27 protein-coding genes, 1 tRNA gene and 2 pseudogenes are annotated in these 25,755 nt (G+C 59.1%); 21 read left to right on the top strand and 9 right to left on the bottom strand.

Features of this window, described 5'->3' with window-relative positions; translation table 11 throughout:
• Window positions 1–456 precede the first annotated feature (456 nt).
• The 4 genes from rpoE to Q7C33_RS18445 all read left to right on the top strand — a co-directional run bounded on the left by rpoE (window position 457) and on the right by Q7C33_RS18445 (window position 4,274).
• Window positions 457–1,038, top strand: a complete 582-nt coding sequence (gene rpoE, locus Q7C33_RS18460; RefSeq protein ID WP_003172477.1) for an RNA polymerase sigma factor RpoE — start codon at window positions 457–459, stop codon at window positions 1,036–1,038.
• 30 nt (window positions 1,039–1,068) lie between these two features.
• Window positions 1,069–1,656, top strand: coding sequence for a sigma-E factor negative regulatory protein (locus Q7C33_RS18455; protein WP_030138292.1), 588 nt, complete (start codon window positions 1,069–1,071; stop codon window positions 1,654–1,656).
• An 8-nt stretch (window positions 1,657–1,664) separates the two neighbouring features.
• Window positions 1,665–2,612 carry a MucB/RseB C-terminal domain-containing protein gene (locus tag Q7C33_RS18450; RefSeq protein ID WP_258648122.1) on the top strand — a complete coding sequence of 316 codons (948 nt, stop codon included), beginning with the start codon at window positions 1,665–1,667 and terminating at the stop codon, window positions 2,610–2,612.
• 231 nt (window positions 2,613–2,843) lie between these two features.
• On the top strand, window positions 2,844–4,274 hold the full coding sequence (locus Q7C33_RS18445) for a DegQ family serine endoprotease (RefSeq protein ID WP_030141216.1): 1,431 nt from the start codon (window positions 2,844–2,846) through the stop codon (window positions 4,272–4,274).
• A 58-nt stretch (window positions 4,275–4,332) separates the two neighbouring features.
• On the opposite strand, the gene Q7C33_RS18440 is transcribed toward Q7C33_RS18445, so the two are convergent.
• Complete coding sequence (locus tag Q7C33_RS18440; protein WP_198797139.1) at window positions 4,333–5,766, bottom strand: M48 family metalloprotease; 1,434 nt, start codon at window positions 5,764–5,766, stop codon at window positions 4,333–4,335.
• A gap of 98 nt (window positions 5,767–5,864) precedes the next feature.
• On the opposite strand from Q7C33_RS18440, the gene Q7C33_RS18435 reads away from it, so the two are divergent.
• Window positions 5,865–6,104 (top strand): sulfurtransferase TusA family protein, encoded by a 240-nt coding sequence (locus tag Q7C33_RS18435; protein WP_030141215.1) that lies wholly within the window; start codon window positions 5,865–5,867, stop codon window positions 6,102–6,104.
• 30 nt (window positions 6,105–6,134) lie between these two features.
• Window positions 6,135–7,205 (top strand): AI-2E family transporter, encoded by a 1,071-nt coding sequence (locus Q7C33_RS18430; RefSeq protein WP_181286681.1) that lies wholly within the window; start codon window positions 6,135–6,137, stop codon window positions 7,203–7,205.
• A 129-nt stretch (window positions 7,206–7,334) separates the two neighbouring features.
• Here Q7C33_RS18430 and Q7C33_RS18425 read toward each other — a convergent pair whose 3' ends face one another.
• Together Q7C33_RS18425 and Q7C33_RS18420 are read right to left on the bottom strand one after the other, a co-directional pair.
• A complete protein-coding gene (locus tag Q7C33_RS18425; RefSeq protein ID WP_030141213.1) occupies window positions 7,335–7,808 on the bottom strand; it encodes a peroxiredoxin in 474 nt (157 codons plus the stop codon).
• A 10-nt stretch (window positions 7,809–7,818) separates the two neighbouring features.
• Window positions 7,819–8,379: a glycine cleavage system protein R gene (locus Q7C33_RS18420; protein WP_030141212.1), complete on the bottom strand. Its 561-nt coding sequence runs from the start codon at window positions 8,377–8,379 to the stop codon at window positions 7,819–7,821.
• A 316-nt stretch (window positions 8,380–8,695) separates the two neighbouring features.
• Between Q7C33_RS18420 and dapA the strand changes: the two genes are divergently transcribed.
• The 7 genes from dapA to Q7C33_RS18385 all read left to right on the top strand — a co-directional run bounded on the left by dapA (window position 8,696) and on the right by Q7C33_RS18385 (window position 13,563).
• The gene (dapA, locus tag Q7C33_RS18415; RefSeq protein ID WP_407683906.1) at window positions 8,696–9,574 is read left to right on the top strand and encodes a 4-hydroxy-tetrahydrodipicolinate synthase; all 879 of its coding nucleotides are present in this window, start codon (window positions 8,696–8,698) and stop codon (window positions 9,572–9,574) included.
• 17 nt (window positions 9,575–9,591) lie between these two features.
• Window positions 9,592–10,707 (top strand): outer membrane protein assembly factor BamC, encoded by a 1,116-nt coding sequence (gene bamC, locus Q7C33_RS18410; RefSeq protein WP_407683905.1) that lies wholly within the window; start codon window positions 9,592–9,594, stop codon window positions 10,705–10,707.
• Between the two features lie 4 nt (window positions 10,708–10,711).
• The gene (locus tag Q7C33_RS18405) at window positions 10,712–11,470 is read left to right on the top strand and encodes an MBL fold metallo-hydrolase (RefSeq protein WP_030141209.1); all 759 of its coding nucleotides are present in this window, start codon (window positions 10,712–10,714) and stop codon (window positions 11,468–11,470) included.
• 28 nt (window positions 11,471–11,498) lie between these two features.
• Complete coding sequence (gene purC / locus Q7C33_RS18400; protein ID WP_198797143.1) at window positions 11,499–12,212, top strand: phosphoribosylaminoimidazolesuccinocarboxamide synthase; 714 nt, start codon at window positions 11,499–11,501, stop codon at window positions 12,210–12,212.
• Between the two features lie 83 nt (window positions 12,213–12,295).
• Window positions 12,296–12,385: transfer RNA gene (locus Q7C33_RS18395), tRNA-Ser, on the top strand.
• 465 nt (window positions 12,386–12,850) lie between these two features.
• The gene (locus tag Q7C33_RS18390; RefSeq protein ID WP_053182737.1) at window positions 12,851–13,051 is read left to right on the top strand and encodes a hypothetical protein; all 201 of its coding nucleotides are present in this window, start codon (window positions 12,851–12,853) and stop codon (window positions 13,049–13,051) included.
• Between the two features lie 2 nt (window positions 13,052–13,053).
• Window positions 13,054–13,563 carry a type II toxin-antitoxin system YhaV family toxin gene (locus tag Q7C33_RS18385; RefSeq protein WP_198797144.1) on the top strand — a complete coding sequence of 170 codons (510 nt, stop codon included), beginning with the start codon at window positions 13,054–13,056 and terminating at the stop codon, window positions 13,561–13,563.
• Window positions 13,564–13,851: 288 nt separating this feature from the next.
• On the opposite strand, the gene Q7C33_RS18380 is transcribed toward Q7C33_RS18385, so the two are convergent.
• Together Q7C33_RS18380 and Q7C33_RS18375 are read right to left on the bottom strand one after the other, a co-directional pair.
• On the bottom strand, window positions 13,852–14,022 hold the full coding sequence (locus Q7C33_RS18380; protein WP_407683904.1) for a hypothetical protein: 171 nt from the start codon (window positions 14,020–14,022) through the stop codon (window positions 13,852–13,854).
• A gap of 267 nt (window positions 14,023–14,289) precedes the next feature.
• A pseudogene (locus Q7C33_RS18375) lies at window positions 14,290–14,578 on the bottom strand (short-chain dehydrogenase).
• 344 nt (window positions 14,579–14,922) lie between these two features.
• Between Q7C33_RS18375 and Q7C33_RS18370 the strand changes: the two are divergent.
• The 3 genes and pseudogenes from Q7C33_RS18370 to Q7C33_RS18360 all read left to right on the top strand — a co-directional run.
• Window positions 14,923–15,699 (top strand): annotated as a pseudogene (locus tag Q7C33_RS18370) (MCP four helix bundle domain-containing protein); the annotation flags it as partial.
• A 69-nt stretch (window positions 15,700–15,768) separates the two neighbouring features.
• Entirely contained in the window at window positions 15,769–16,557 is a 789-nt protein-coding gene (locus Q7C33_RS18365; protein ID WP_407683930.1) for a methyl-accepting chemotaxis protein, read from the top strand.
• 13 nt (window positions 16,558–16,570) lie between these two features.
• A complete protein-coding gene (locus Q7C33_RS18360) occupies window positions 16,571–17,317 on the top strand; it encodes a phytanoyl-CoA dioxygenase family protein (RefSeq protein ID WP_030141204.1) in 747 nt (248 codons plus the stop codon).
• Between the two features lie 11 nt (window positions 17,318–17,328).
• On the opposite strand, the gene Q7C33_RS18355 is transcribed toward Q7C33_RS18360, so the two are convergent.
• The 3 genes from Q7C33_RS18355 to Q7C33_RS18345 form a co-directional block, all read right to left on the bottom strand.
• A complete protein-coding gene (locus Q7C33_RS18355; RefSeq protein ID WP_030141203.1) occupies window positions 17,329–17,697 on the bottom strand; it encodes a cupin domain-containing protein in 369 nt (122 codons plus the stop codon).
• A 102-nt stretch (window positions 17,698–17,799) separates the two neighbouring features.
• Window positions 17,800–18,606, bottom strand: a complete 807-nt coding sequence (locus Q7C33_RS18350) for an AraC family transcriptional regulator (RefSeq protein ID WP_407683903.1) — start codon at window positions 18,604–18,606, stop codon at window positions 17,800–17,802.
• Window positions 18,607–18,668: 62 nt separating this feature from the next.
• On the bottom strand, window positions 18,669–18,860 hold the full coding sequence (locus Q7C33_RS18345) for a YegP family protein (RefSeq protein WP_030141201.1): 192 nt from the start codon (window positions 18,858–18,860) through the stop codon (window positions 18,669–18,671).
• 164 nt (window positions 18,861–19,024) lie between these two features.
• Here Q7C33_RS18345 and Q7C33_RS18340 point away from each other — a divergent pair, with 164 nt between their 5' ends.
• Window positions 19,025–19,960 (top strand): LysR substrate-binding domain-containing protein, encoded by a 936-nt coding sequence (locus Q7C33_RS18340; protein WP_407683902.1) that lies wholly within the window; start codon window positions 19,025–19,027, stop codon window positions 19,958–19,960.
• A 72-nt stretch (window positions 19,961–20,032) separates the two neighbouring features.
• Window positions 20,033–20,398 (top strand): 5-carboxymethyl-2-hydroxymuconate Delta-isomerase, encoded by a 366-nt coding sequence (locus tag Q7C33_RS18335; RefSeq protein ID WP_181286693.1) that lies wholly within the window; start codon window positions 20,033–20,035, stop codon window positions 20,396–20,398.
• A 3-nt stretch (window positions 20,399–20,401) separates the two neighbouring features.
• Here the strand turns inward: Q7C33_RS18335 and Q7C33_RS18330 are convergent, their stop codons facing one another.
• On the bottom strand, window positions 20,402–21,319 hold the full coding sequence (locus Q7C33_RS18330) for a LysR family transcriptional regulator (protein ID WP_323154340.1): 918 nt from the start codon (window positions 21,317–21,319) through the stop codon (window positions 20,402–20,404).
• 460 nt (window positions 21,320–21,779) lie between these two features.
• On the opposite strand from Q7C33_RS18330, the gene Q7C33_RS18325 reads away from it, so the two are divergent.
• From Q7C33_RS18325 to Q7C33_RS18315, 3 genes are all read left to right on the top strand, one after another.
• On the top strand, window positions 21,780–23,162 hold the full coding sequence (locus tag Q7C33_RS18325; protein WP_407683901.1) for a glutamine synthetase family protein: 1,383 nt from the start codon (window positions 21,780–21,782) through the stop codon (window positions 23,160–23,162).
• 165 nt (window positions 23,163–23,327) lie between these two features.
• Complete coding sequence (locus Q7C33_RS18320) at window positions 23,328–24,977, top strand: phosphoethanolamine transferase (protein ID WP_030141196.1); 1,650 nt, start codon at window positions 23,328–23,330, stop codon at window positions 24,975–24,977.
• 69 nt (window positions 24,978–25,046) lie between these two features.
• The gene (locus Q7C33_RS18315; RefSeq protein ID WP_198797152.1) at window positions 25,047–25,688 is read left to right on the top strand and encodes a class I SAM-dependent methyltransferase; all 642 of its coding nucleotides are present in this window, start codon (window positions 25,047–25,049) and stop codon (window positions 25,686–25,688) included.
• The last annotated feature ends 67 nt before the right edge of the window (window positions 25,689–25,755 follow it).

Raw genomic sequence — 25,755 nt, 5'->3', positions numbered from 1 at the left:
ATCGGCACAATAGCCGGGCGTTCATGGCAATGTGAAACCAGGGTGACAGGAAAGCGATGCGCTTCGTCGGGTCAAGGTTTCGATGAATGTGCGACAACGCGGCCTTTTCGAGGACAGAACGCTGTTTATCTCGTCATGGTCGCCAAATCTTCGCGTTGAAGAGCGATAAATAGTGGGAACTTTTGCCAAGCGCATACGTTCAATAGACGGTTGTCTGCAGAAGGGAACAGCGTCGGGTTGGTGCAGGGATTCATCTGAATCCTCGTCCGACAGGCCCGGCGACAGATTATTCGCGCGGCCGGGGAATCTCGTGCTGCGTTTTTCGTGCGTGCCGGATCAGAGCGCGCCGGAAACTTGCTTTGAAGGGGGAGAACTTTTGCGAAAAGCCCGAGTCTATGTTTGCAAGCCCGGTCAATTGGTAATGCAAGCCTCCTTCGAGCTCATCGAGGAGTGTTCATGCTAACCCAGGAAGAGGATCAGCAGCTGGTCGAACGCGTTCAGCGCGGCGACAAGCGAGCTTTCGATCTGCTAGTGCTGAAATACCAGCACAAAATTCTCGGGTTGATCGTGCGTTTCGTGCACGACACCCATGAAGCCCAGGATGTTGCCCAGGAAGCCTTCATCAAGGCCTACCGCGCACTTGGAAATTTTCGCGGGGATAGCGCGTTTTACACGTGGCTTTACCGCATCGCCATTAACACGGCGAAAAACTATCTGGTTTCACGCGGCCGCCGGCCGCCGGATAGCGATGTGAGTTCCGAGGATGCCGAGTTCTACGATGGCGATCATGGCCTCAAGGACCTCGAGTCACCTGAACGTGCATTGCTGCGGGATGAGATTGAAGGCACCGTCCATCGAACCATCCAGCAACTGCCTGAAGATTTGCGTACGGCTTTAACTTTACGTGAATTCGACGGTCTGAGTTACGAGGACATTGCGAGCGTCATGCAGTGTCCGGTGGGTACCGTGCGCTCCCGGATCTTCCGCGCTCGGGAGGCCATCGATAAAGCCCTGCAACCGTTGTTGCAGGAAAACTGAGACAGCGGCGACAGCCAAGAGAGGAACGCCATGAGTCGTGAAGCCCTGCAGGAATCGCTGTCCGCAGTGATGGATAACGAAGCGGACGAATTGGAATTGCGTCGGGTATTGAATGCCTTTGACGATGTTGAAACCCGTGAGACCTGGGCTCGTTACCAGATCGCCCGGGCTGTCATGCACAAGGATCTGCTGCTTCCGCGTCTGGACATCGCTGCGGCGGTTTCTGCTGCACTGGCGGATGAAGCCGTACCGGCGAAAGCCTCCCGCGGACCATGGCGCAGCCTGGGCCGACTGGCTGTTGCCGCTTCGGTCACCGTTGCTGTGCTGGCGGGTGTGCGTCTGTACAACCAGGATGAGATCGCTGGCGTGCAAATGGCGCAGCAGTCCAACCAGCCAAGCCTGGCGACGCCACAGGTCAAAGGTCCTGCGGTTCTGGCCGGCTACAGCGAAAGTTCTGAAGCCGCAGGTCCCATGACTAACGGGGTTCTGCAAGGACAGCCAGGTTGGCACGATCAGCGTCTGCCCAACTATCTGCGCCAGCATGCTCAGCAAGCTGCGTTGAAAGGTACTGAAAGCGCTCTGCCATATGCTCGTGCGGCCAGTCTGGAAAACCGTTAAGGAGGACCATGCGCGCCATACCTCTCGTTTCGCTTCTGCTCGGTGGCTGGTGTGTGGCTCCAGCCTATGCCGGTGAAGCTCAGGACTGGCTCAATCGTCTGAGTCAGGCCGAGCAACAGCAGAGCTTCCAGGGCACTTTCGTTTACGAGCGTAACGGTAGTTTTTCTACCCATAACATCTGGCATCGCGTCCAGGATGGCAAAGTCCGCGAGCGGTTGCTCCAGCTCGACGGTTCGGCACAGGAGGTCATGCGCATTGATGGACATACTCAATGCGTCAGCGGCACCTTGATCGCCGGGCTGGGAAACACGCCTGATGGCACTGCACGTGCGCTCGATCCGCAAAAACTCAAGAATTGGTACGACCTTGCCGTCATTGGCAAGTCGCGCGTGGCCGGGCGTCAGGCTGTCATTGTCGCCCTGACCCCTAAAGACCAGCATCGCTATGGCTTCGAGCTGCATCTGGACAAAGAGACCGGTTTACCGCTCAAGTCCCTGTTGCTCAATGACAAGGGCCAATTGCTGGAGCGCTTTCAGTTCACTCGACTGAACACCTCCGAACCTTCGGAAGGTGACCTGCAGGCCAGTGCCGAGTGCAAGGCTGTCGTTCAGGATTCGAATAAAGCTACCGCCGTGAAGACTACCTGGCATTCAGACTGGCTTCCGCCTGGCTTTGAACTGACCAGCAGCGTGGCACGCAATGATCCGGACACCAAGATCCAGGTCAATAGTCTCATGTACGACGACGGGCTCGCTCGTTTCTCGGTATTCCTGGAACCGCTGAATGGCGCCACCGCAACCGACACTCGTACCCAGCTGGGTCCGACGGCTGCTGTTTCTCGTCGGCTCACCACGCCCCAAGGCGAGATGATGGTCACGGTGGTAGGTGAGATTCCCATTGGCACGGCGGAACGGATCGCGCTGTCCATGCGCTCCGATGTCGCGGCAGCCCAATAGCACAGTGCTCAGGTGGCTCGATTGCGCAAGAGGCCGATGACGCCAAGGCTTGATCGAAATGCCGAAACTTCCTGTCAGCATTTTCATTTGCAAAAAAACCAATTTTTTTCTATTAGGTCAGAGCCGCTCGGCTCTGGCCTTGTCTGTTTGCGGAACAATAATACCGGCGTATCGTTCTCCGGTAGTCCTTGCTCCATATCGCTTAACCATGCTCGTCGTAACGGGAGCCGTATGTCGATACCACGCTTGAAAACCTATCTTTCCATATTTGCCACCGTGCTGGTCCTCGGTCAGGCCGTTCCTGCCGTGGCAGTGGAATTACCGGACTTCACACAACTGGTCGAACAGGCTTCGCCCGCTGTCGTGAACATCAGTACCACACAGAAGTTGCCGGATCGCCGTGTCTCGGACCAGCAGATGCCAGACCTGGAAGGCCTGCCGCCGATGCTGCGCGAGTTCTTCGAGCGTGGGATGCCGCAGCAACCGCGTTCGCCGGGCGGCGGTCGCCAGCGTGAAGCCCAGTCCCTTGGATCGGGCTTCATCATTTCGCCTGACGGCTACATCCTGACCAACAACCATGTGATCGCCGATGCCGATGAGATCCTGGTGCGCCTGGCCGATCGCAGCGAGCTGAAGGCCAAGCTGATCGGCACCGACCCGCGCTCCGATGTGGCGCTTCTGAAAATCGACGGCAAGGACCTGCCGGTGCTCAAGCTGGGCAAATCCCAGGATCTGAAGGCTGGCCAGTGGGTCGTCGCCATCGGTTCGCCGTTCGGTTTCGACCACACTGTGACCCAAGGGATTGTCAGTGCTATCGGGCGTAGCCTGCCGAACGAAAACTATGTGCCTTTCATCCAGACCGACGTGCCGATCAACCCAGGCAATTCCGGTGGCCCGTTGTTCAACCTCAACGGTGAAGTGGTGGGCATCAACTCTCAGATCTATACCCGTTCGGGCGGTTTCATGGGCGTTTCGTTCGCCATTCCGATCGATGTCGCGATGGATGTATCCAACCAACTGAAAAGCGAGGGCAAGGTCAGCCGGGGTTGGTTGGGCGTGGTCATCCAGGAAGTGAACAAGGATCTGGCTGAGTCGTTCGGGCTGGAGAAACCCGCCGGTGCGTTGGTTGCGCAAATTCAAGAAGGTGGCCCGGCCGCCAAGGGTGGCTTGCAGGTGGGTGACGTGATCCTCAGCCTCAATGGCCAGCCAATCATCATGTCCGCCGACTTGCCACATCTGGTGGGCGCGCTCAAGGCTGGCGCCAAGGCCAACCTGGAAGTGATCCGCGAAGGCAAGCGCAAGAATGTCGAGCTGACTGTCGGCGCGATCCCGGAAGAGGGTAAAGAACTCGAATCGCAGCCCAAGTCCGGCGTCGAGCGCAGCAGCAATCGCCTCGGTGTTGCGGTGGTCGAGCTGACTGAAGAGCAGAAGCGCACCCTGGAGTTGCAAGGTGGTGTGGTGATCAAGGAAGTGCAGGACGGTCCTGCTGCCCTGATTGGCCTGCAACCAGGCGACATCATTACGCACCTGAACAACCAGGCCATCGGCTCCGCCAAGGAGTTCACCGACATCGCCAAGGCGCTGCCGAAGAACCGCTCGGTGTCGATGCGTGTCCTGCGTCAGGGGCGTGCAAGCTTCATCACCTTCAAGCTGGCCGAATAAGCCGAGCTGAAAAAAAACCGCCTCGAATCGAGGCGGTTTTTTTATGCCTGATGGATATTCAACCCATCATGTCCTTGACCATCCGCTCTTGTTCCATGAGCTCTCGCTGCCGGGCATCGATGCGCGATGACAACGGGAAATTGCTCCCCGCGCGTCGTTTGGCGAAGTCCAGTTGTTGGATGGCCTGACGATAGTCTCCGACCAGCGCGAAGTACTCGGCGCGGGCCTGGTGCAAACCGATGATATTGCCCGACAAGCCACGCGTCTCCGCCACCATGTACCAGACGTCCGGATCGTCCGGACGACTCTTGAGCAGGGTCTCCAGCGCTTTTTCCGCATCGGCGGGACGATTCTGCTTGAGCAGCAGGTCGACACGGACCTGGTTGAGCGGGTAATTGCCCGGGTACTGGGCCAGCAGCCGGTCGACGCGAGATTGAGCGTCTGGCAGCTTGTTGCTGGTGATGTCCAGATCGACCTGGGCCAGGTTATAGATGATCTCGTTGGGTGATTTGGCCAGCAGCGGCTTGAGGTTTTCACGGGCCTCATTCAACTGGCCGCCCTTGACCTGGGCAATTGCCAGGCCATAGCGAGCCACGTCGTTCTTCGGGTTTTCGTCGAGCAGCGCGCGGAAGCGCTTGGCGGCCAGTCCCGGGGTTTCTTCATACGTCAACTGGACCCGCGCGCGGATCAGTTGATAGCGCATGCTGTCCTCGATGCCCCCCGGCTTGGCCTGTTCGGCACGGTTGCGGGTGTCGGCGATACGCGACTCGGTAACCGGGTGAGTCAGCAGGAACTCCGGGGGACGGGCGTCAAACCGGTACTGGCGCATCAGCCGTTCGAACATGGTCGGCATCGACCGTGGATCATAGCCGGCCTTTTCCAGATTCTGGATGCCGATGCGGTCGGCCTCCTGCTCGTTCTGGCGCGAGAAGCGCCGTTGTTCCTGGATGGCGGCGGCCTGGGTCCCGGCGATGGCGGCAATCCCGGCATCGCCCCCGCCAGCGGCGGCGACCACGATGCCAGCCAGCAGCGCCGCCATCATTGGCACTTGCATACGCTGTTGGGCTTCCACGCCACGGGCGAAGTGGCGTTGCGACAAGTGCGCCAGTTCGTGGGCCATGACCGAGGCGTATTCGCCTTCGGTTTGCGCGTTGAGGAACAAGCCGCCGTTGACCCCGACGATCCCGCCGGGTGCGGCGAAGGCGTTGAGCTGTGGGCTGTTGATCAGAATGAATTCGAGGCGCCGGTCATTGACCTGGCTGGTTTCCACCAGCTTGTAGACGCTGGTTTCGACGTAATCCTTGAGCTGCGGGTCGTTGAGTTGCGAGACCTGGCTACGCAGCAGGGCCAGCCAGGCGCGACCCAATTGGTGTTCCTGTTCCGGCGAGACGATGGCAGAACTGGCATCGCCAAGTGACGGCAGGTCGTCGGCGAAGCCCGGTGAGGCGAGCAGGCAAGCGAGCGTCAGCAGGGTGGGGCGCAGAAATGTCATGCACGGGGCCTTAGTCGACAAAGACCTTACTGTAGCCGGACAGCGTGTCCGGGACCAGATATTCTAGGCGGCTCGACGACCTGTTGCGGAGTGAAGCAATGACCGATGATGTAGCCCACGATGCCGAACTGGACGCCAGCGGCCTGAATTGCCCGTTGCCGTTGCTCAAGGCCAAGTTGGAACTCAATCGCCTAGCCAGCGGCGCCGTGCTCAAGGTAACCGCCACGGACGCGGGCTCCCAACGTGATTTCCGCACCTTTGCCCGATTGGCCGGTCATACGCTGCTGCGCGAAGAGGACGAGAACGGCGTCTACCGTTACTGGTTGCAAAAGGCCTGAAAGCCGACAGCCCTCCCATAAGGATTTTTAATGTTCAAAGTGTTACGCGACTGGATCCAGCGCTACTTCTCGGATGAAGAAGCCGTGGTGTTGGCGGTGCTGCTGTTCCTCGGATTCACCGCGGTCCTGACACTGGGCGGCATGCTCGCACCCGTGTTGGCGGGGATGGTGCTGGCGTACCTGATGCAAGGCCTGGTCACCACGCTGGAGCGTATGCGGCTGCCGGGTTCCTTGGCGGTGGGGCTGGTGTTCGCCTTGTTCATGGGGCTGCTGGTGGTGTTCCTGGTGGTGATCGTGCCCTTGCTCTGGCATCAGTTGGTGACGCTGTTCAACGAACTCCCAGGAATGCTCGCCAAGTGGCAATCGCTGCTGCTGTTACTGCCTGAACGCTATCCCCACCTGGTTTCGGATGAACAGGTGCTGCAGACGATCGAAGTGGTGCGCGGTGAGATCGGCAAGTTCGGCCAGTGGGCGCTGACGTTTTCCCTGTCCAGCTTGCCGCTGCTGGTAAACATCATGATCTACCTCGTGCTGGTGCCGATCCTGGTGTTTTTCTTTCTCAAGGACCGGGAAATGATCGGGCGCTGGGTCCGCGGTTATCTGCCGCGCGAACGAGCGCTGATCACTCGGGTTGCCCAGGAAATGAACCGGCAGATCGCCAATTACATCCGCGGCAAGGTCATCGAGATTTTCATCTGTGGCGGCGTGACCTACATCGGCTTCGTTGCCCTGGGCCTCAACTACGCAGCGTTGCTGGCCTTGCTGGTGGGTATTTCCGTGGTGGTGCCTTACGTCGGCACCGTGGTCGTGACGGTGCCGGTGGCGCTGATTGCACTGTTCCAGTGGGGCTGGAGCGATCAGTTCATCTACCTGATGGCGGTCTACGGAATCATCCAGACGCTGGACGGCAACGTGCTGGTACCGCTGCTGTTTTCCGAGGCGGTGAACCTGCATCCGGTGGCGATCATCTGTGCGGTGCTGTTGTTTGGCGGCTTGTGGGGGTTCTGGGGGGTGTTCTTCGCGATTCCCCTGGCGACGCTGTTCAAGGCGGTGCTGGATGCGTGGCCGAGCAAGGAACCGGTGGTGGCGCCGTTGTTGTGACTTGAATATGAAGTAATGCTTAAGGCCTCATCGCGAGCAAGCTCGCTCCCACAGGGATTTGATTTAACGACACAAATCCAGTGTGGGAGCGAGCTTGCTCGCGATAGCGCCAGTACAGGCAACGAGATTTCAGGCCTTGTTAAGCACCTGAGCCGCCGCCAACACCGCATCCACATGCCCCGGTACCTTCACGCCGCGCCATTCCTGGCGCAGCACACCATCCTTGTCGATCAGGAATGTGCTGCGGTCAACGCCCAGGTATTCCTTGCCGTATAGCTTCTTCAACTTGATCACGTCGAACAACTGGCAAACCGCTTCGTCCTTGTCGCTGATCAGCTCGAAGGGGAATTCCTGCTTGCACTTGAAGTTTTCGTGGGACTTGAGGCTGTCCCGGGAGACGCCGAACACTTCGGTGTTGGCGGCCTGGAATTGCGCGTACTGATCGCGGAACCCTTGGCCTTCGGTGGTGCAACCCGGGGTGCTGTCTTTCGGGTAGAAGTAAATGACCACCTGCTTGCCTTTCAGGGCCGCGAGGCTGACGGTCTGCCCGCTGGTGGCGGGCGCTTGGAAATCGGTAACCGGCTGGTCGACGGCAACGGCCATGAACGCTTCCTTACATTGGGTTTTGTGGGCGCCACGGTTCGATCAGGGCATCCAGGTTCATCGCGTCGGCGAAATCCAGGAACTGATCGCGCAGCCAACTGATCTGGGTGCCGGCCGGCAGTGTCACGGTGAACGTAGCGTTGAGCATGGTGCCGCCGGTCTGCGGAGCCTGGTAGGTGTCGCAGGTCAGGTTCTCCAGCTCGACGTGATGGTCCATGAAGAACTGGCACAGCTCGTTGATGATGTCCGGGCGATAGGCCGAACTCACGTAGGCCACATAGGGCAGGGCCTGGGGACGATTCTCCAACGCTGCGCTGCGGACCACGTTGACGGTGAACGCATGCTTCTTGGCCAGCAAGGGCAGGCTGCCCTCCAGGCGGGCCAGGGCGTCCCAGCTGCCGGAGATTTCCAGCACGAGCGCGCTGCATTCGCCATGGCGAGTCAGGCGTGACGTCACGACGGCACAGCGATTCTCATGGCTGGCGCGGCACAGGACGTTAGTCAGCTCCATGGGGTTGGCGCCAAGGGCACTGATGACAAGGAATTGTTCGCGGACTGTGGGGGTGGACATGCAGCATTCCTAAAGCGATGAGCGGTCGATACGTTTCAGCTCGGCGCGGTGACAGCCCTGGGAAACCGAACGGTTCAAGCCCTGTGCCTGGAGGGGACAATGCGTTGCAGGGCAACACAAATACCCCCGGGACAAACGCAGGATCGGGGCTTGGAGCGACGGAAACGGAAGCTGGAAACCGGCGTATGAGCTTATCAGTACCGATCAAAGCCTGAAGGGTAGCGAAAACCATCGCCAAGGGGAATGGGAGTTCGCTTGTACAAGCATCTTGGCGCCAGTACCATTACCGCTCTCTTTTTCCGGCAGGAGCGGTTTCATGATTGCGGGCAGTATGGTGGCACTGGTCACTCCCATGGATGCACAAGGGCGTCTTGACTGGGACAGCCTCAGCAAACTCGTGGACTTCCACCTCAAGAACGGCACCCATGCCATCGTCGCAGTCGGTACTACCGGCGAGTCGGCAACCCTTGATGTTGAAGAACACATCGCCGTGATCAAAGCCGTGGTCAAACAGGTTGCCGGGCGCATTCCGGTCATCGCCGGCACGGGCGCCAACTCGACCCGCGAAGCCGTCGAGCTGACCCGCAACGCCAAGGAAGCCGGGGCCGATGCCTGCCTGCTGGTCGTTCCGTACTACAACAAGCCGACCCAGGAAGGCTTGTACCAGCACTTCAAGCACATTGCCGACGCCGTCGACATCCCGCAGATCCTCTATAACGTTCCCGGCCGCACCTCCTGCGACATGCAGGCCGAGACTGTGATCCGCCTGTCCACCGTGCCGAACATCATCGGCATCAAGGAAGCCACCGGCGACCTGAAGCGCGCCAAGGCCATCCTCGATGGCGTGGACAAGGATTTCCTCGTGCTGTCCGGTGATGATCCGACCGCCGTCGAGCTGATCCTGATGGGTGGCAAGGGCAACATTTCCGTCACCGCCAACGTTGCCCCGCGCGAAATGGCCGACCTCTGCGAGGCTGCGCTGAACGGCGACGCCGAGACCGCTCGGGCACTGAACGAAAAACTGATGCCGCTGCACAGGGACCTGTTCATCGAAGCCAACCCGATCCCGGTGAAGTTTGCCCTGGTCGAAATGGGCCTGATGCATGAAGGCATCCGCCTGCCACTGACCTGGCTGAGCACCCCTTGTCACGAAACGCTGCGGCAGGCCATGCGCCAGTCCGGCGTCCTGGTTTAATTGAGGAAGTACAACGCATGAAGCGAATGGCCGGACTTTCCGCACTTGCCTTGATTATCTCCAGCACCAGTGGCTGCGGATGGATCTGGGGGCCGGAAGGTTACTTCCGCGACCGTGGTAGCGATTACCTGCAAGCGCAACAGACTGCACCGATGCAACTGCCGCCGGACGTCAGCGTCGCCAAGCGCCTGGATCCGCTGCTGCCGATCCCGCGCAACGTCGCCGACGACAGCGTCAAGGGCGAATACGTTGTCCCGCGTCCACAGCCGCTGTCGGCCGTGGCCGATGCCAGCGACTACACCCTGCAGAAGAGCGGTGATTCCAGCTGGGTCATGGGCCAGCATCCACCGGCCGAAGTCTGGCCCGTGGCAATCCAGTTCTTCCAGGACAACGGTTTCCGCCTGGACGAACAGCGCCCACAGACAGGCGAATTCACCACCACCTGGCAGCGTTCCGATGAGCTGTCCGCCGCCATGGCCAAGCGCCTGAGTGCCGCCGGTGTTGCAGCCGACAGCGAAACCCGCGTGCGTGTGCGGATCGAGCCAGGCGTGCAGCGCAACACCAGTGAAATCTACGTGGTCAGCGCCGAGCGTCCCGCCGGCAGCACTGCCGACGTGGCCTTCACCAACCGTTCGGTCAACACCGGCCTCGACGCAGCGCTGGTGGACGACATGCTCGCGAGCATGAGCCGTACCGCTGAGCAGGGCGGCTCGGTGTCGATGCTCGCCACCCGCGACTACGACACGCCAAGTCGCGTCAGCCTGAGCGAAGACGGCAGCGGCAACCCGGTGCTCAATGTCGGCTCCGACCTCGACCGTGCCTGGTCGAGCGTGGGTCGTGCGCTGGAACAGGGTGAATGGCGCGTTGAAGACATCAACCGCAGCCTGGGCCTGTACTACATCAACCTCGCCGAAAAAGCCGAGAAGAAAGACGAGAAACCTGGCTTCTTCAGTGGCCTGTTCGGCAGCAAGCCGGACAAGGAAGAAATCGAAGCCCGTGCCGAGCGTTACCAGGTTCGCCTGAGCAAGGTCGGCGACAACGTCCAGGTCACCGTCGAAAAGAACATCAACACCGTGGCGCCGGCCGACGTGGCTCGCAAGGTGTTGGGCGTGATTCAGGACAACCTGGGCTGATCCGATGCGTTTTGCCGTTCTCGGCAGCGGTAGCCAGGGGAACGGCACGCTGATAGCCAGTGCTGGTACGTACGTGCTGGTCGATTGTGGTTTCTCCCTGCGGGAAACCGAGAAGCGCCTGTTGCGCCTGGGCGTGCACCCAGCGCAACTGAGCGCGATATTGGTGACCCACGAGCATGCCGACCACGTGCATGGCGTGGGTTTGCTGTCTCGGCGCTACAATCTGCCGGTGTACTTGAGTCGTGGCACGCTGGAAGGCCTGCGCAAGCCCATCGAGCCAGCCGGTTTCGTGGCTGGTGGCGAGCAACTGCGTATCGGCGGGCTGGATATCAATGTGGTCAGCGTGGCCCACGATGCCCGGGAGCCGACGCAGTATGTCTTCAGCGATGGCGAGCGACGCTTCGGATTGCTCACCGACCTGGGGTCGTATTGCGACAGGGTGATGGACAGTTACCGTGACCTCGATGCATTGATGATCGAGTCCAACCACTGCCGGGACATGCTGGCGCGTGGGTTCTACCCCTACTTTCTCAAGCAGCGGGTAGGCGGGGAACACGGACATTTGAACAACCACCAGGCGGCGTACCTGGTGGCCGAGTTGGGCTGGCAAGGCCTGCAACACCTGGTCCTGGCCCATCTGAGCAGCAAGAACAACCTGCCGCAGCTGGCCCGGCAATGTTTTGTCGACACCCTCGGGTGCGACCCGGACTGGCTGCAACTGGCCGATCAAGATTCAGGGCTCGACTGGCGACATATCGCCTAGCCCATCTACTTAGCAAGCGGAGCCCATCATGGAAAAACGTGAAGAACTCTACCGCGGCAAAGCCAAGTCGGTTTACAAGACCGACGACGCTGACCGCTTGATCCTGCTGTTTCGCAACGACACCTCGGCGTTCGACGGCAAGCGCATCGAACAGCTGGACCGCAAGGGCATGGTGAACAACAAGTTCAACGCCTTCATCATGCAAAAGCTCGAAGCCGCCGGCGTACCGACCCAGTTCGACAAGCTGCTGGGCGACAACGAATGCCTGGTCAAGAAGCTGGACATGATCCCGGTCGAGTGCGTCGTGCGTAACTACGCCGCCGGCAGCTTGGTCAAGCGCCTGGGCGTGGAAGAGGGCATGAAACTCAACCCCTACACCTTCGAGCTGTTCCTGAAGGACGACGCCAAGGGCGATCCGTTCATCAACGAGTCCCACGTCGTGGCGTTCGGTTGGGGCACCGCCGAGCAACTGGCGCGCATGAAGGAACTGTCCCTCAAGGTCAACGACGTGCTGACCAAGCTGTTCGACGACGCCGGCCTGCTGCTGGTGGACTTCAAGCTTGAGTTCGGTGTGTTCAGCGACGGCTCCATCGTCCTGGGCGACGAGTTCAGCCCGGACGGCTGCCGCCTCTGGGACAAGGCCACCAAGAAGAAGATGGACAAGGACCGCTTCCGCCAAGGCCTCGGTGACGTCATCGAAGCCTACGAAGAAGTCGCCCAACGCCTGGGTGTACCGCTGTAATCGACGCAAGCATCTGATAGCACGGAAAAAATTTCGCTCGGGGGTTCGCTTCCGGCGAATGTGCTGGTATGATGCGCGCCACTGGAGAGATGCCGGAGTGGCCGAACGGGACGGATTCGAAATCCGTTGTACTGGCGACAGTACCTAGGGTTCAAATCCCTATCTCTCCGCCATATTTAAAGGCCCCGAGCGCTTAATCGCCTCGGGGTTTTTTGTATTTGGGGGAATGAGGGTGGATGTCATTCCCAACCATGCTGGAATCTTCCTCGACTCCGCCCAGACACCGCCTTGGTCTTTTCTGTTGCACAGGTGGTATAGCCGCCCGTCAGAAAACAAGTGTATTCGATGGGCCACGGCTTGATCGTGCGAGACTTGTCTTGCGGCACAGAGGCACGCAAGTCGACGTCTGATATGACATTTTCGCCTTGTCTGGTCATTCGAACGGGCTTCGCCATCTGTTACATCATCAGGCTTCCTTTATTCGGCTTTGATGGTGTTAAATGCACTCCTCGTGAACCATAGTGATCTACAGTGATCCTACAGAGGGCACGGAAATGCCCCGTTAGGCCATGCTCGCCATGAAGCGTTCAGGCCATGTCCTGTTGAAAGTGCAGGAAAATTTGCAATGGAGAGAGGTCATGTCTAAAGGCAATGTCGTCTCGTTTACCGACAGAAAGGCGGAGATTCAAGCAGGTATCGAGTTCCTTGATCTGCTTGACAGGGATATCAAGGAAAATCCTGAAGGTATCCAGCCTATCCCTCGCGGCCTGCTGCAGCGAATTCAAGCAATTCGCAATCAGGCGGACGATAATCGTCGTCGCGAGCTTCAAGAAGGCTAAGCGTGACTGAAAGCACGATTCATATCGAAAACGGGTGGGCACTTTATGCTCACCCGTTATTTATTGCGCGCCTCGAAGAAATCACTGCCGCTGTTGAGAGGGCGATGGCTAAGGACCCGGAAGGCTTTCACCATCTTCCGGTCTACAAGCTTTTCGATGCGGTGAGCGCGAATATCCTAATCAATGTTCCGTCCGATCCGACCCACCCCTGCTATCGTCAGGGGAATACGCTAGGGCGTGACTTTAAGCATTGGTTTCGAGTGAAGAAGCAAGGGATACCTCCACGGTATCGCCTGTTTTTTCAGTTCAGATCCGAGGCGCCGATGACCATCATCTATGCGTGGCTCAATGATGAGAGAACGTTGAGGAAGGATGGTGATAAAAATGATGTGTATGCAGTTTTTACCGCAATGCTCCTAAACGGAAAAATGCCTAATTCCTACACCGACCTCATCGCGGCTTGCGACGTCTTGGAATATGGAAATTCTACGACAGGAACGGAGGAAAAATAAAATCATCCGTTCCCCATAAAAGCCCGGCGTATCCGCTGGGCTTTTTCGTTTCTGGGGTTTTGTGGCGTACGGGAGCGTAGCGTTATGGATTACGCGATAGTACCGCGAGCGTGAGTTTCGGGGCAGGGATTGTCTGACCTATGATGCGCCGTGGGGGATAGATCACGATTTTGTTGTCAAAGATGACCGGTATCTCGCCGTACACTTCGTAGTTATAAAGGTGTGCGGCAAAATTTACGGCTCTCGCTTCTTCAAAAGGGGCGCGAATTTAACGGTTGGCATCCAGAACTACTTTTTAGTAGCAAGCTTGCTAGTGATCACAAATTTATCGAACACGTTCTGACCATCACGCGCAGCTTGTCGAACGTCAAGAAAAGTCAGCTCTTCGTGAGTGACTTTCCTGCGCGTTTTCTTGACTTTTTTGGTAGCCATCGAAGCCTCCGGGGTGTGTGTATTCATGCTGATCAGCTCGTGTGATTAATCAAGTCCGGGCAAAGCGGAGGGTTCCGGTTCATCGAGCCATGCTCGTTTCGACGAGATGGGCCCCGTGAGAGTAATGCCAGTCAGTTAAGCGATATAAAGCCGGGTAATCATCCTGTGGCGAGGAGCTTGCTCCCGCTGGGCTGCGTAGCAGCGCCAAAAACAGGGCCGCTTCGCGCCCAGCGGGAGCAAGCTCCCTCGCCACGGTTTGTGTGTTTCCTCGTGGCATCCACTTTCTAATTGGTGTTACCCGTGAGAGCCCTTTGAACTAGCAGGCTCTGCATCCAAGCGTCGGGCAATGACATCGAGCACGTCGCAACCATCCCTCAAGGAGATGCAGCACAGCTGTGCAAAGTCCTGGAGGACCACTGAGTCGCTCGGAATGTCCCCTCGCATTGCGAGGTTCTCTAAAAGCTGGGTGACAGCGCGGATTCTATAGCCCGCCGTGTCGAGCAAGATGTGCAACGGTGCGGAGGTATCGACTAAAAGGGGTTGATCGTCGGCGTTACTAAGTAAGAGCCATGTATCTGCTCATTTCAAACTCCGTTTGATTGAAGGCCTTCTTACCATTTGTAATCGAGTCGCCAAACCCAAGCCGCTCTTACGAACGACGCCTCGGACTATAAAGGCTTACCGTTAAAATCATCAATCAGACGATGCGTAAGAACATTCCTAGAATTATGTGGGCGGAAAATGTCAGAAAATTTCCCCAAAACACTGATGTCCCTCCGATCATTTTCACCCGGTCCAATCCCTCCGCGACCTGCCTAACCACAGTCTTCCCCATACCCAAAGCTTTGTAACAATTGGACTAATGGTCTATAGCTCAAGACAAGGCTGCCGATAGGCAGGTAATCCCCCTGTGTAAGGAATGACACCATGCTGCGGTTCTTCGCCGACTTGGGCTTTCGCTGGAAAATCACCCTCCCGATGGTGTTCCTGGCTGTATTGCTGGTGCTGATGGGGGGCGCGGGCATGCGTGGGATCGGCCAGGTGACGGAGTCCAGCACGCAGTTGACCAAGCGTTATCTGCCGGCCATCAGCCTGTTGCTCAATGCGGATCGCGACCTGTACCAGGCGTTCGTTGCCGAACGGAGCTTGCTGGGCGACGGGGCGGGGACTCATGTCGAGGCGCTGCGGGCCAGCCACAGGGACAATCTGAAGCAAGCATACGACCGCGTGCAAAAATACGCGGCGATGCAGCCGGGTGCCGAGGCGCAGGAGCTGGTCGGTCAGTTCAATGACCGCTTTGCCCAGTGGTCGCAAATTTCGCGGCAGATCGTTGAGCAAGCCGCGAGCAATCCGCAGGCGGCCAGTGCGCTGAGTTTTGGTGATGGCGAGAGCAAGTTCAACACCATGCGCGATGCCATCGACAAACTCGGTGAGCTGGAAGATGAGGCATCGCAACGGGAAGGCCAGGCGGCGATCGATCACGGACAAGCCGTGGGCCTGCAGCAGGGAGGGATTCTGTTGGTCGGTCTGCTCGGTTGCGTCCTGCTGATCGTGACTTTGCCGATGGTGGTGTTGCGTCCGATGCGTCGCTTGCTGCACCGGGTCGAACAGATCGCCGAGGGCGGCGGCGATCTGAAAGGCCGTCTCGAAGTCCGTTCGGCTGATGAGTTGGGCCAGCTCGGCAGTGCGTTCAACCGTTTTCTCGACAAGCTGCAACCGCTGATTGCCGAAGTGGGCCGAGTGACCGGGGAGGTCGATGCCGCTGCGCGCGCCATGGCCGATATGGCTGCGACGAATGATCGGCTGATCAGCAGCGAACACGCGGCACTGGATCAAGTCAGTACCGCTGCCACCCAGATGAGCGCCGCCGTGCATGAGGTTGCGCATAATGCAGTAAGCGCCTCGGACGCCGCGCAACAGGCGAGCAGTCAGTCTCGCGACGGCACCGCAGTCGTCAGCAGCACCATCGATTCGATCCGCCAGTTGGCCCAGGAAGTCGAAAGCGCCTCGGGCACGATCGAGGCGTTGGCCCAGGAAACTTCCAGCATCGGTGCTGTGCTCGAAGTGATTCGTGGCATTGCCGAGCAGACCAACCTGTTGGCACTGAACGCTGCAATCGAAGCCGCACGGGCCGGTGAGCAGGGCCGTGGGTTTGCCGTTGTGGCCGATGAGGTGAGGGCGCTCGCGGCTCGTACCCAGGACTCGACCAAGGACATCCAGGTTCGCATCGAGCGGTTGCAGAGCGGTGTCGCCAAGGCTGTGCAAGCGATGCAGGTCGGCAGTAGCAAGGCTCGCGACAGTGTTGAGCGCGCCGCGGGTGTCGACCAGGTCCTCAGCGGCACAGGTGGTTCGATCCAGCGAATCAACGACATGGCCGCGCAAATCGCCAACGCCTGTGAAGAGCAAAGCAGCGTCACCGAGGAAATAGCCCGCAATATTTCCGACATCCGTGATCTGTCCAACGAAGCGGCGGCCAATTCCGCCCAGAGCATGCACGCCAGCCAGCAGCTTTCCAGCCTGTCGAGAAACCTCGCAGAGCTGACCGGCCGCTTCCGCACCTGAAGCAGGTGGTGTCGTGTCGACTGACGACCTCCTGCGAGCCCTGCATCAGGACGGTTTTGTCCTGATGCCCGGCGTGTTGGATGCCGCGCAAGTCGCTGACGTGCGTCGTACTATCGACCAGCTGAAACCCCAACATTGGGATTACAGCGGCGTCATCGATCATTACAAATGCGTGTTCAATCGGGATCCGTTCTGGTTGCCGTATTTGGAAGTGAGCGGGGTGATCGAACTCGCCGAAGCGGCTTTGGGCGACGATTGCCACATCATCGGCCAGACGGCCTGGCGCTGCCATCCCGGTTTTGTCGGCGCGCCATTGCATCTGGATTACCTGCCGATGGAGCTGCCGCCGGCCCTGTTGGCTGATCCCGGTTTTGAACTGCCGATGCAGGTGTTCACCGCGCAGTTTTACCTCGATGACATCGACGCTGACCTGAGCCCGACACAGGTGATTCCCGGCAGCCACAAGGCGGGCCGTGCACCAGCGGCGGGTGAGACGCAGTGGCATGGGCGTCCGGCGCAGCCAGTGTTGTGTCGGGCGGGCGATGTTCTGGTACTGCGCAGCGAGTTATGGCACGCCGGCAGCGACAACCGGACCGTCGACCGCACACGGTACATGCTCCAGGTGCATTACGGTCGACGGATGGTCGCGCAAAAGTTCTCGCCCTATCTGCACTGGCAGTTCAATCCCGTCGTGCTCGCCGCCGCGACGCCTCGCCAGCGGCGGCTGCTCGGTGATCATCAGGAGGCGGAGTACGACTGAGCCAGGCCCGGTCAGATCCAGACGTCATTGACCGCCGTTCGCTCGTTGGTTTCTTCACCGGTATTGATGACGCCGCGAGGCTCGATCAACAAGAGTTTCACTTCCCGCTCGGCACTCGGTTTGTGCTCGACGCCTTTCTTGACGACATACATCTCGCCCGGGCCAATCATGACGGCGCCGTCGCGAAAATCGATACGCAGCTCACCGTCCAGCACGATGAAGGTTTCATCGGTATCGGCGTGGGTGTGCCAGATGAAATCGCCTTCGAGCCGGGCGATCTTGAACTGGTAGTCGTTCATTTCGGCGATGACTTTGGGCGCCCATTGCTCGGCGAACAGCGCGTATTTCTGAGCGAAGTTAATGGGGGAGTACTGATTCATCGGGGCATGCTCCTCAACTGGAAAAGATGAGCACTACGTTACGGCCTGGGGCAGGGCGGGTATTGGATGATCGTGCAGCTTTTGCAGGGTGACCCAGGGGCTTCAGCGCAGCATTTTCAGCCAGCGCGCCGGTGAAATGCCAAAGGCCTGGGTGTGCAGCCGGGTCATGTGGCTTTGGTCGAAAAAACCGCAGGCAAGGGCTGCTTCGCTCAATGGCAGGCCCTGCAATACCAGGCGCCGGGCTTCGTTCAAGCGACGTTGGGTGATGTAGCGATAGGGGCTGGTGCCGTACAGGGCGCGGAAATCCCGTGACAGGCTCCACCGATCCCGACCGCTGGCCTCGACCAGATCGTCCAGGGTGATGGGTTGGCCAAGGGCGTCATGGATAAACAGGCGCGCACGCTCCGCGGCGGGGTAGTCCAGCAACCGGCGTCCGCGTCGACGACCCGCCGCGACAGCGAGCGCCTGGGCCACATCATAGATGGCGTCGTCTTCTTCCAGCGGATCGAGACGATGCTCCAGCGTATTCAGCAATCTGCGGGTCGCGATGTTGAGCCGGGGATCGTTCGACAGCCCGCCCTCGATAAAGGGCAATGGCCTGCCGCCGAGCACTTGTTGGATCAGGGACGGTTCGATGTAGGACATCCGGTAATGAAAGCCGTCGCTGGTGCCTGCTTCGCCGTCATGAACCTCATCGGGGTGCAGCACGATGGTTCCACCAGGCTGGCTATGACGTTTACTGTGCCGGTAGTTGAAGCTCTGGACGCCGGACAGGGTGAAGCCGATGGCGTAGGTGTCATGCCGGTGGGCGCTGTAGCCGTGACCACTGAAATAGGCCTCGATGCGCTCCAGTTTCCCCGATTCAGGCGCACGCACCAGCCAGTCGCTACGGTTATTCGATTGAGCCATGGGCGCGACCTCTCGCTGTTCGCTGCATACGATACTTCAGGATGGTCGGCCCGTGGACGGCTTCAGATTTCTTTTACAGGTGTCTCGCCGTGCGCGCTCTTGATCAACCCGATGACGTGCAGGCAGTCAGCCTTGTTCACGTAGGATTCACCGCTGGCGAGGGTTTCATGATTGCCGGCCCTCAAGCGCCAGCGCCACTGGCCTTGTCCGGTGCTTGGGGTTCCTCGGGTCTGTCGATAGATTTCAAAATACATCGGTTCGCTCCATGCGATTTATTCGTTCAGGACATGTTCTGTACATGTCGTCGCAAGCCTAGCCAAGCTGATAATTTTCGCTAATGGGAATACGTTTCCAATGATTGTGAGATATTTCAGAAAATTGCAGCGCCTGCCTCACCGACTGGAACCAGGAGCAATGGATGAACCGCAACGAATTGCGCAAGGCCGACATCAACCTAATGGTGGTTTTTGAAACGCTGATGCTCGAGCGTAACGTGACGCGGGCTGCGGAAAAACTGTTCCTTGGCCAACCGACCATCAGCTCGGCCCTCAATCGCCTCAGGGCGATGTTCAACGACCCGTTGTTCATCCGCGTCGGGCACCGCATGGAGCCGACGGCGCGGGCCGAGGAAATCATCCAGCACCTGTCGCCGGCTCTGGACTCACTGTCGGTGGCGCTGAGTCTGTCCCATGATTTCGACCCCGCCAACAGCACCATGACATTCCGCATCGGCCTGTCGGACGACGTGGAATTCGGCCTGCTACCGCCGCTGTTGCGCAGCCTGCGCCAGGAAGCACCCAACGTCGTGTTCGTGGTGCAGCACGTCGATTACTGGCGCATTCCCGACTTGCTTGCCTCAGGCGACATCACCGTCGGCATCAGCCAGACTCGGGGGCTGCCGGCCAATGCCAAACGCAAGCTGCTGCGGCACATCCGGGCCCGCGTGCTGCGGGCCGATGCCTCGGATACACCGCTGACCCTGGATGAATACTGCGCGCGGCCCCAGGTGCTGGTTTCCCATACGGCCAACATTGCCGGCCTGGCTGACGAATGGCTGGCCGAAATCGGCCGCAAGCGCCACGTGGTGCTGTCGGTGCCACAGTACAGCGCCTTGCCGGCGTTGCTGGCCGGCACTGATCTGATCGCCAGCCTGCCGGACTACACCGCCACGGCCATGGCCGCGTCCGGCCAATTGTTCTGTGAACCTTTTCCCTTCGAGACGCCGACGGTGGATTTGTCCATGGTTTGGTTGAGCCACGTCGACAATGACCCGGCCGAGCGGTGGCTGAGGTCGCGGTTGGAGGCGTTCATGAGCGAACGGATGCCGCTGGCAGGCGAAACAAAACCTGCCTGACCTGAGCCAGTCGAGGTATCGTTGCGACAGCTGTCACCCCACCCTCGCTTTTTCGAATCGGAGTCGAAACACATGCCTCACCTGCACATGGAATACACCGCCAACCTGACCGAGCTGAACGCCGATGTCGCACTGCTGCGCCTGAACAACGCGCTGGTGGCCTCCGGTCAGTTCGCGGCTGAGCACGACATCAAGAGCCGTGCGGTGAAGATCGATACATTTCGGGTCGGCACCGGCATCGGCGAGCGCGGGTTCGTGCATTTGAAACTGGCCTTGCTCAGTGGCCGCTCGGCGGAGATCAAGAAACAGTTGGCCGACAATCTGCTGGCGGTGCTCCAGGATCTGGGACCTTGGCCCGCCGGTGTCAGTGTGCAGTTGTGCGTGGAACTCCTCGACATTGATCGTGGCCCTTATGCCAAGGCTGCCATCGGTCTTTAAGCTTCAGTGCCCAAGGCAAGCCTCGATGACCTGCTCACGCAACCAGATGTTGGCGCTGTCCTGATCGGCGCCCAGGCTCCATTGCATGTCCAGGGTAAAACCAGGCAAGCCTTCAGGCGCGTCGTAGTGATGAAAACCCGCGTCAATGGCGAGCAGTTGCTGGATGCGGCGGGGCAGGGTGAGGATGAAATCGGTACCCGCGATCATCTTCAGCGCCGCGCCGTAACTGTTGGCGCGCGCCGCGATCTGGCGTTGCTGCGCCTGCATCGCCAGCCAGCCGTCGATCATGTTGCTGGACGAAGCCCAGGGTGTCGGAAAAACGTGCCGACGCTGTAGGAATGTCTCTAGATTCAGCGGCGGTGCGGCCCGTTTATCCACGACACAGACCAGATCGTCGTCCAGCAGTGGCCTGGATTTCAGATCGGCATGATTGCTGTGGAAATTCGGGCCGAAGCAGATCACCAGGTCCAGGCTGCCATTGCGCAGGGCTTCGACGGGAATGTCCGTTTCGAGCTTGCTCACGTTCACCGTCACCGGCAACTCGGCGTGATCGAAACCCCGCAGCAGTCGCGGCAGGATCAGCTGTTCGAAGTATTCGGGTGCGCAAATATCGAAGGTGATGGCCTGACGCCTTGGATCGAAGGTTGGCGACCCGGCATGACACTGGTTGATTCGCTGCAGGATGGCGCGCACATGCTCGTACATCCCCTCGGCTTTATAGGTCGGGCGCATGCCGGTACGGCTGTTGATAAACAGTTCATCTTCGAAACAGGCACGCAGTTTCTTCAGGCAATAACTGACGGTCGACTGACTGACACACAGTGCTTCGGACACGCCGGTGACGCTGCCCTGTTCATACACGGCGCTAAACACCATGAGGTCCTGCATGTCGAGTTTTCTGAGGGCGTTACTGTTCAGCATCCGTTCTGTCTCGCAGTGCTCTTGCGCGGTCTTGCGCAAACCAGGCGGATGATCCTAGCGGAACGAGAGGAAGAGGAGAATGTTGCCCACGGCGTCATTCGTTTGCTTATGTTTAGCTCGCCCTGATCCAAGCTCCATCAAATCCAGGTTTAATGGTCCGTGGGGGCCGTGGGACGCTTGCCGGATACTGTCCCTGTGATGCGCTCATGAACGGTTGGCCCTTGGTGCTCCGATACCTTTCATCCGCCGCGGTCAATCCGCTCGGCAGGTCCACGCCTGCCATGCCTCCGTCCCTCAGTGCACTGCCGTCCGAGCTGGCCTTCTGGGCCCTGTGGCATTGTCGTCACGCGCGTCCTCCGGATTCCCGTATTTCCTGTTGATCAAACACTGTGTTCGTCGCCGACGAGCGCAGACCGACGGCGCCTGGTCGTCCGTCCGACATGGAAATACGAGCCTTCTCATGAGCCTTGCCAAAAATGCATTCGCGCCCGTGCAACACGCCCGGGCGTTTCTCGATCAGAACCCTGATGTCGAGCTCTTCGAACTGTTCATCCTTGATAACAACGGCGTGCCACGGGGCAAGTTATTGCACCGGGACGAGCTGCTGGCGGTCTACGAAAACGGTCGACCGCTGCCCAGCACGATGCTCGGGCTGACCCTCAATGGCGACGACGTCGAAAACTCCGGGTTGGTGTGGGATGTCGGCGACATCGATTGTCGTGCCTATCCCCTAAGCGGCAGCTTGCAACGCATGCCGTGGCGGCTGATTCCCACCGCCGCCGTGCAGGTCGGCATGCATCCCGAGGAAGGAATGCCTGCGGCAGTCGCCGACCCGCGCCTTCTGCTCAGCCGGGTGATCGACGCCTTGCAGGCCGACGGTTATTACCCGGTGATGGCGGCGGAGCTGGAGTTTTACCTGTTGGATGCCCAGCGCGACAGCCAAGGCCGGCCGCAACCGGCGCGTGACGCTGACGGTGGCAGGCCACGGGCCACACAAGTCTATGGTTTGCGCGAGCTGGAGCAGATCGAGCCGTTCCTGGCCGACCTGTATGCCGCCTGCAAACAGCAAGGCATTCCGGCCCGAACCGCTATTTCGGAATACGCACCGGGGCAGGTCGAAATCACCCTCGAGCACCGTGCCGATGCCCTGCAAGCCATGGACGAGGCGGTGCGCTACAAGCGCCTGGTCAAGGGCGTGGCGCATAAACATGGCATGGCGGCGTGTTTCATGGCCAAGCCATTCGAGCATCTGGCGGGCTCCGGCATGCACATGCACGTCAGCCTGGCGGACCGGGACGGACGCAACCTGTTTGCCAGCGAAGCTGCCGACGGCACGCCGCTGCTGCGTCACGCGGTAGGGGGGATGCTCGATACCTTGCTGGATTCGCTCTTGATGTTCTGCCCGAACGCCAACTCCTACCGTCGATTCCAGAGCAACAGCTATGCGCCACTGGCACCGACCTGGGGCGTGGACAATCGCACCGTCAGCCTGAGGGTGCCTGGCGGCCCGGCGTTCTCGCGACACATCGAGCACCGCGTCTGCGGCGCCGATGCCAACCCTTATCTGGCCGCCGCCGCGATATTGGCTGGGATTCACCGCGGCATACGGCAACAGCGTGATCCCGGCGCGCCAGTCGAAGGCAATGGTTACGCCCAGGCGACCGAGTTGCTGCCCACCGACTGGCTTACAGCCTTGAATGCGCTTGAGGCCTCGCCATGGGCACGAGAAGCGTTTGGCAGCGAGTTTCTCGGTGTCTATCTGGCGGTCAAACGCGCCGAATATCGTCAATTCATGGGGGAAGTAGGTGAGCAGGACTGGCGCTGGTACCTGAACCAAGCCTGACGACGGTTTTGAAAAGGTTCTTTAAATAATTATTTACTGGCAACTTTTTCACGAAAAATTGATGGTGGGCTGCCTAAAGTTTGTGTTGCCGTAGGAAATGAATTTTTCACATTTGCCTGCGGCACTTTCTTTTAAAAGAGCAACTTCAGGAAGCCTCCAACCATCATGCTGACTATTAAAGCCGTGCGCCCCGAGTGGGTGACGCTGGTCGCCAGTGCCTTTTTGTTAGTGGGCTTCAACTTTATTCTCTGGCAACACCTGCTTGTGATTACTGCGGCGGATGGCCGCGGCCTGCTGCTGTGCCTGGCATTTGCCGTAATCGTGTTCTGCGCGTTCAACCTGGTGTTGACGTTGTTGGCGTTCCGCCCGGTGCTCAAGCCGTTGTTAATGTTGTTATTCATGATCAGCGCGGGCGTGGCGTATTTCATGGCCCAGTACGGGGTCTTGATGGATGCCGGCATGTTGCGAAATTTCGCCGAAACCAATGCCACGGAAGTTCGCGATCTATTGTCGTTGAAGTTGTTCGTCTACATTGGTTTGTTAGGTGTCTTGCCTTCCTGGTTATTGTTCAAGACGCCGATTAGTTATCGCCGCTGGCCGAGGGAGTTGTTGAGCAAGTTGCTGGTCGGCGTGGCCTCGGTTGCGGTGCTCGGCGCGGTGGCCATGATCAATTATCAAGGGCTGTCTTCGTTGTTTCGCAACCACCATGAACTGCATCTGATGGTGGTGCCGAGCAACTACATCGGGGCGTCGTTCGGTTATTTGCGCGAGCAAGTCGCGTCGGCCAAGCAGCCGTTCATCACGTTGGGCGAGGATGCTAGCCGCAACCCGGCCTGGCAAACCCATGCACGAAAATCACTCACTGTCCTGGTGGTCGGCGAAAGCGCGCGTGCCGAGAACTTCGGCATTCTTGGCTACAACCGTGATACCACCCCGCAACTGGACAAAGAGGCCGGCCTGATCGCTTTCACCGACGTGCATTCCTGCGGGACCGAGACGGCCGTGTCAGTGCCGTGCATGTTTTCCAACATGGGCCGCAAGAACTACGACGCCAGCAAGGCCAAGAATGAAGAGGGGCTGCTGGACGTGCTCAAGCGCGCCGGGCTGGAAGTGATCTGGCGGGACAATCAGTCCGGCTGCAAAGGCACCTGCGATCGGGTCACGTTGCAGGACGTCAGTAATCTCAAGGATCCGTCCCTGTGCGCCAATAGCGAGTGCCGCGACGAAATCCTGCTCCAGGGCTTGCAACATTTCATCGACACCCTCGATAAGGACACCGTGCTGGTGTTGCACCAGATGGGCAGTCATGGGCCGGAATATTTCAAGCGCTACCCGAAGGAATACGAGCATTTCACCCCGGTGTGCGAAAGCAATGCGCTGAACAATTGCAGCCGCGAGAGCATCGTCAACGGCTACGACAACACGCTGGTTTACACCGATCACGTGCTGTCGATGTTGATCGATTTGCTGCGAGCCAACCAGGACAAGGTCGACACCGCCATGCTGTACCTGTCGGACCACGGCGAGTCCCTGGGCGAATACAACCTGTTCCTCCATGGCACGCCCTACATGCTGGCCCCTGAGCAGCAGAAGCATGTGGCAATGCTGGCCTGGTTTTCCGACAGTTATCAGAAGTCCTTCTCGGTCGATACGCATTGCCTGCAAATGAGTCGGGACAAACCCTTGAGCCAGGACAACCTGTTTCATTCGATGCTCGGGCTGCTGGAAGTCAACAGCAAGGTCTACAACCAGGACTTGGACATGTTCGCCAGTTGCCGCAGCGCAGTGATCGATGGGGTGTTGGCCAGGGAATAATCTTCCTACACCTTTTTTTCACGTAGCCCTGTTTAACCTGTCGTCCAACCTTTTCCGTGAGCCGAGAGTATGCCCGGGCAATCCCCCTCCACCGTCGAGCTTGAGTTCGCCAGGCAGCATGACCAGGAGCATGCGCAAATCTGCTGTCAGCCGACGCCTCGGCGGCTGCGGCTGACTTTCTGGCGTGATGAGCAACTGGTACGCAACGCCTTGAAGGTGGCCGGTGAGCCTGGGTTGGTACTGGACGTCGCGTGTGGGGCGGGGCGGTTCTGGCCGGTGTTGGGCGAACATGCCAACCGGGTGATCCTGGCGGCGGACCCGTCGCCGGATACGCTCGATCATGCCCGCAGCCACCATGGCGGTGCGCTGCTCCAGCGGATCAAGACTTTTCCCAGCTCGGCGTTCACCCTTGGGCTGTCGGCGAACGCGGTGGATTGCATTTTCTGTCTGCAATTGTTTATGCACATCCAGGCCAGCGAACATCGCCTGGCTTTGCTGCGGGAATTCCACCGGGTCAGCCGGGACACGGTGATCGTGTCAGTGCAGGTCGAGGGACGCCTCAAGCTCGGCCACGCCTCACAACGAAACCTCACCGACAAGGCCTGCGTCGAAGCCGAGTTTCTCGCGGCCGGTTTCAGTGTGGTGTGGCATCAGGATTTCCTGCCCGGCCTGGCGTTTAAACGGGTGTATGTATTACGTAAGGCCGGATAACTGCAGATGTAGGACTATTCTTGCGTTTGCGCAGGCGATTTCTCTCAAGCTCTTGCTCCGTAGATGC

Origin of the sequence: Pseudomonas sp. BP11-1-1, assembly GCF_052112105.1 — a bacterium.
Classification (GTDB): Bacteria; Pseudomonadota; Gammaproteobacteria; order Pseudomonadales; family Pseudomonadaceae; genus Aquipseudomonas; species Aquipseudomonas alvandae.
Note: the sequence above shows the minus strand (reverse complement) of the source record. Positions and strands in the feature narration are given on the sequence as shown.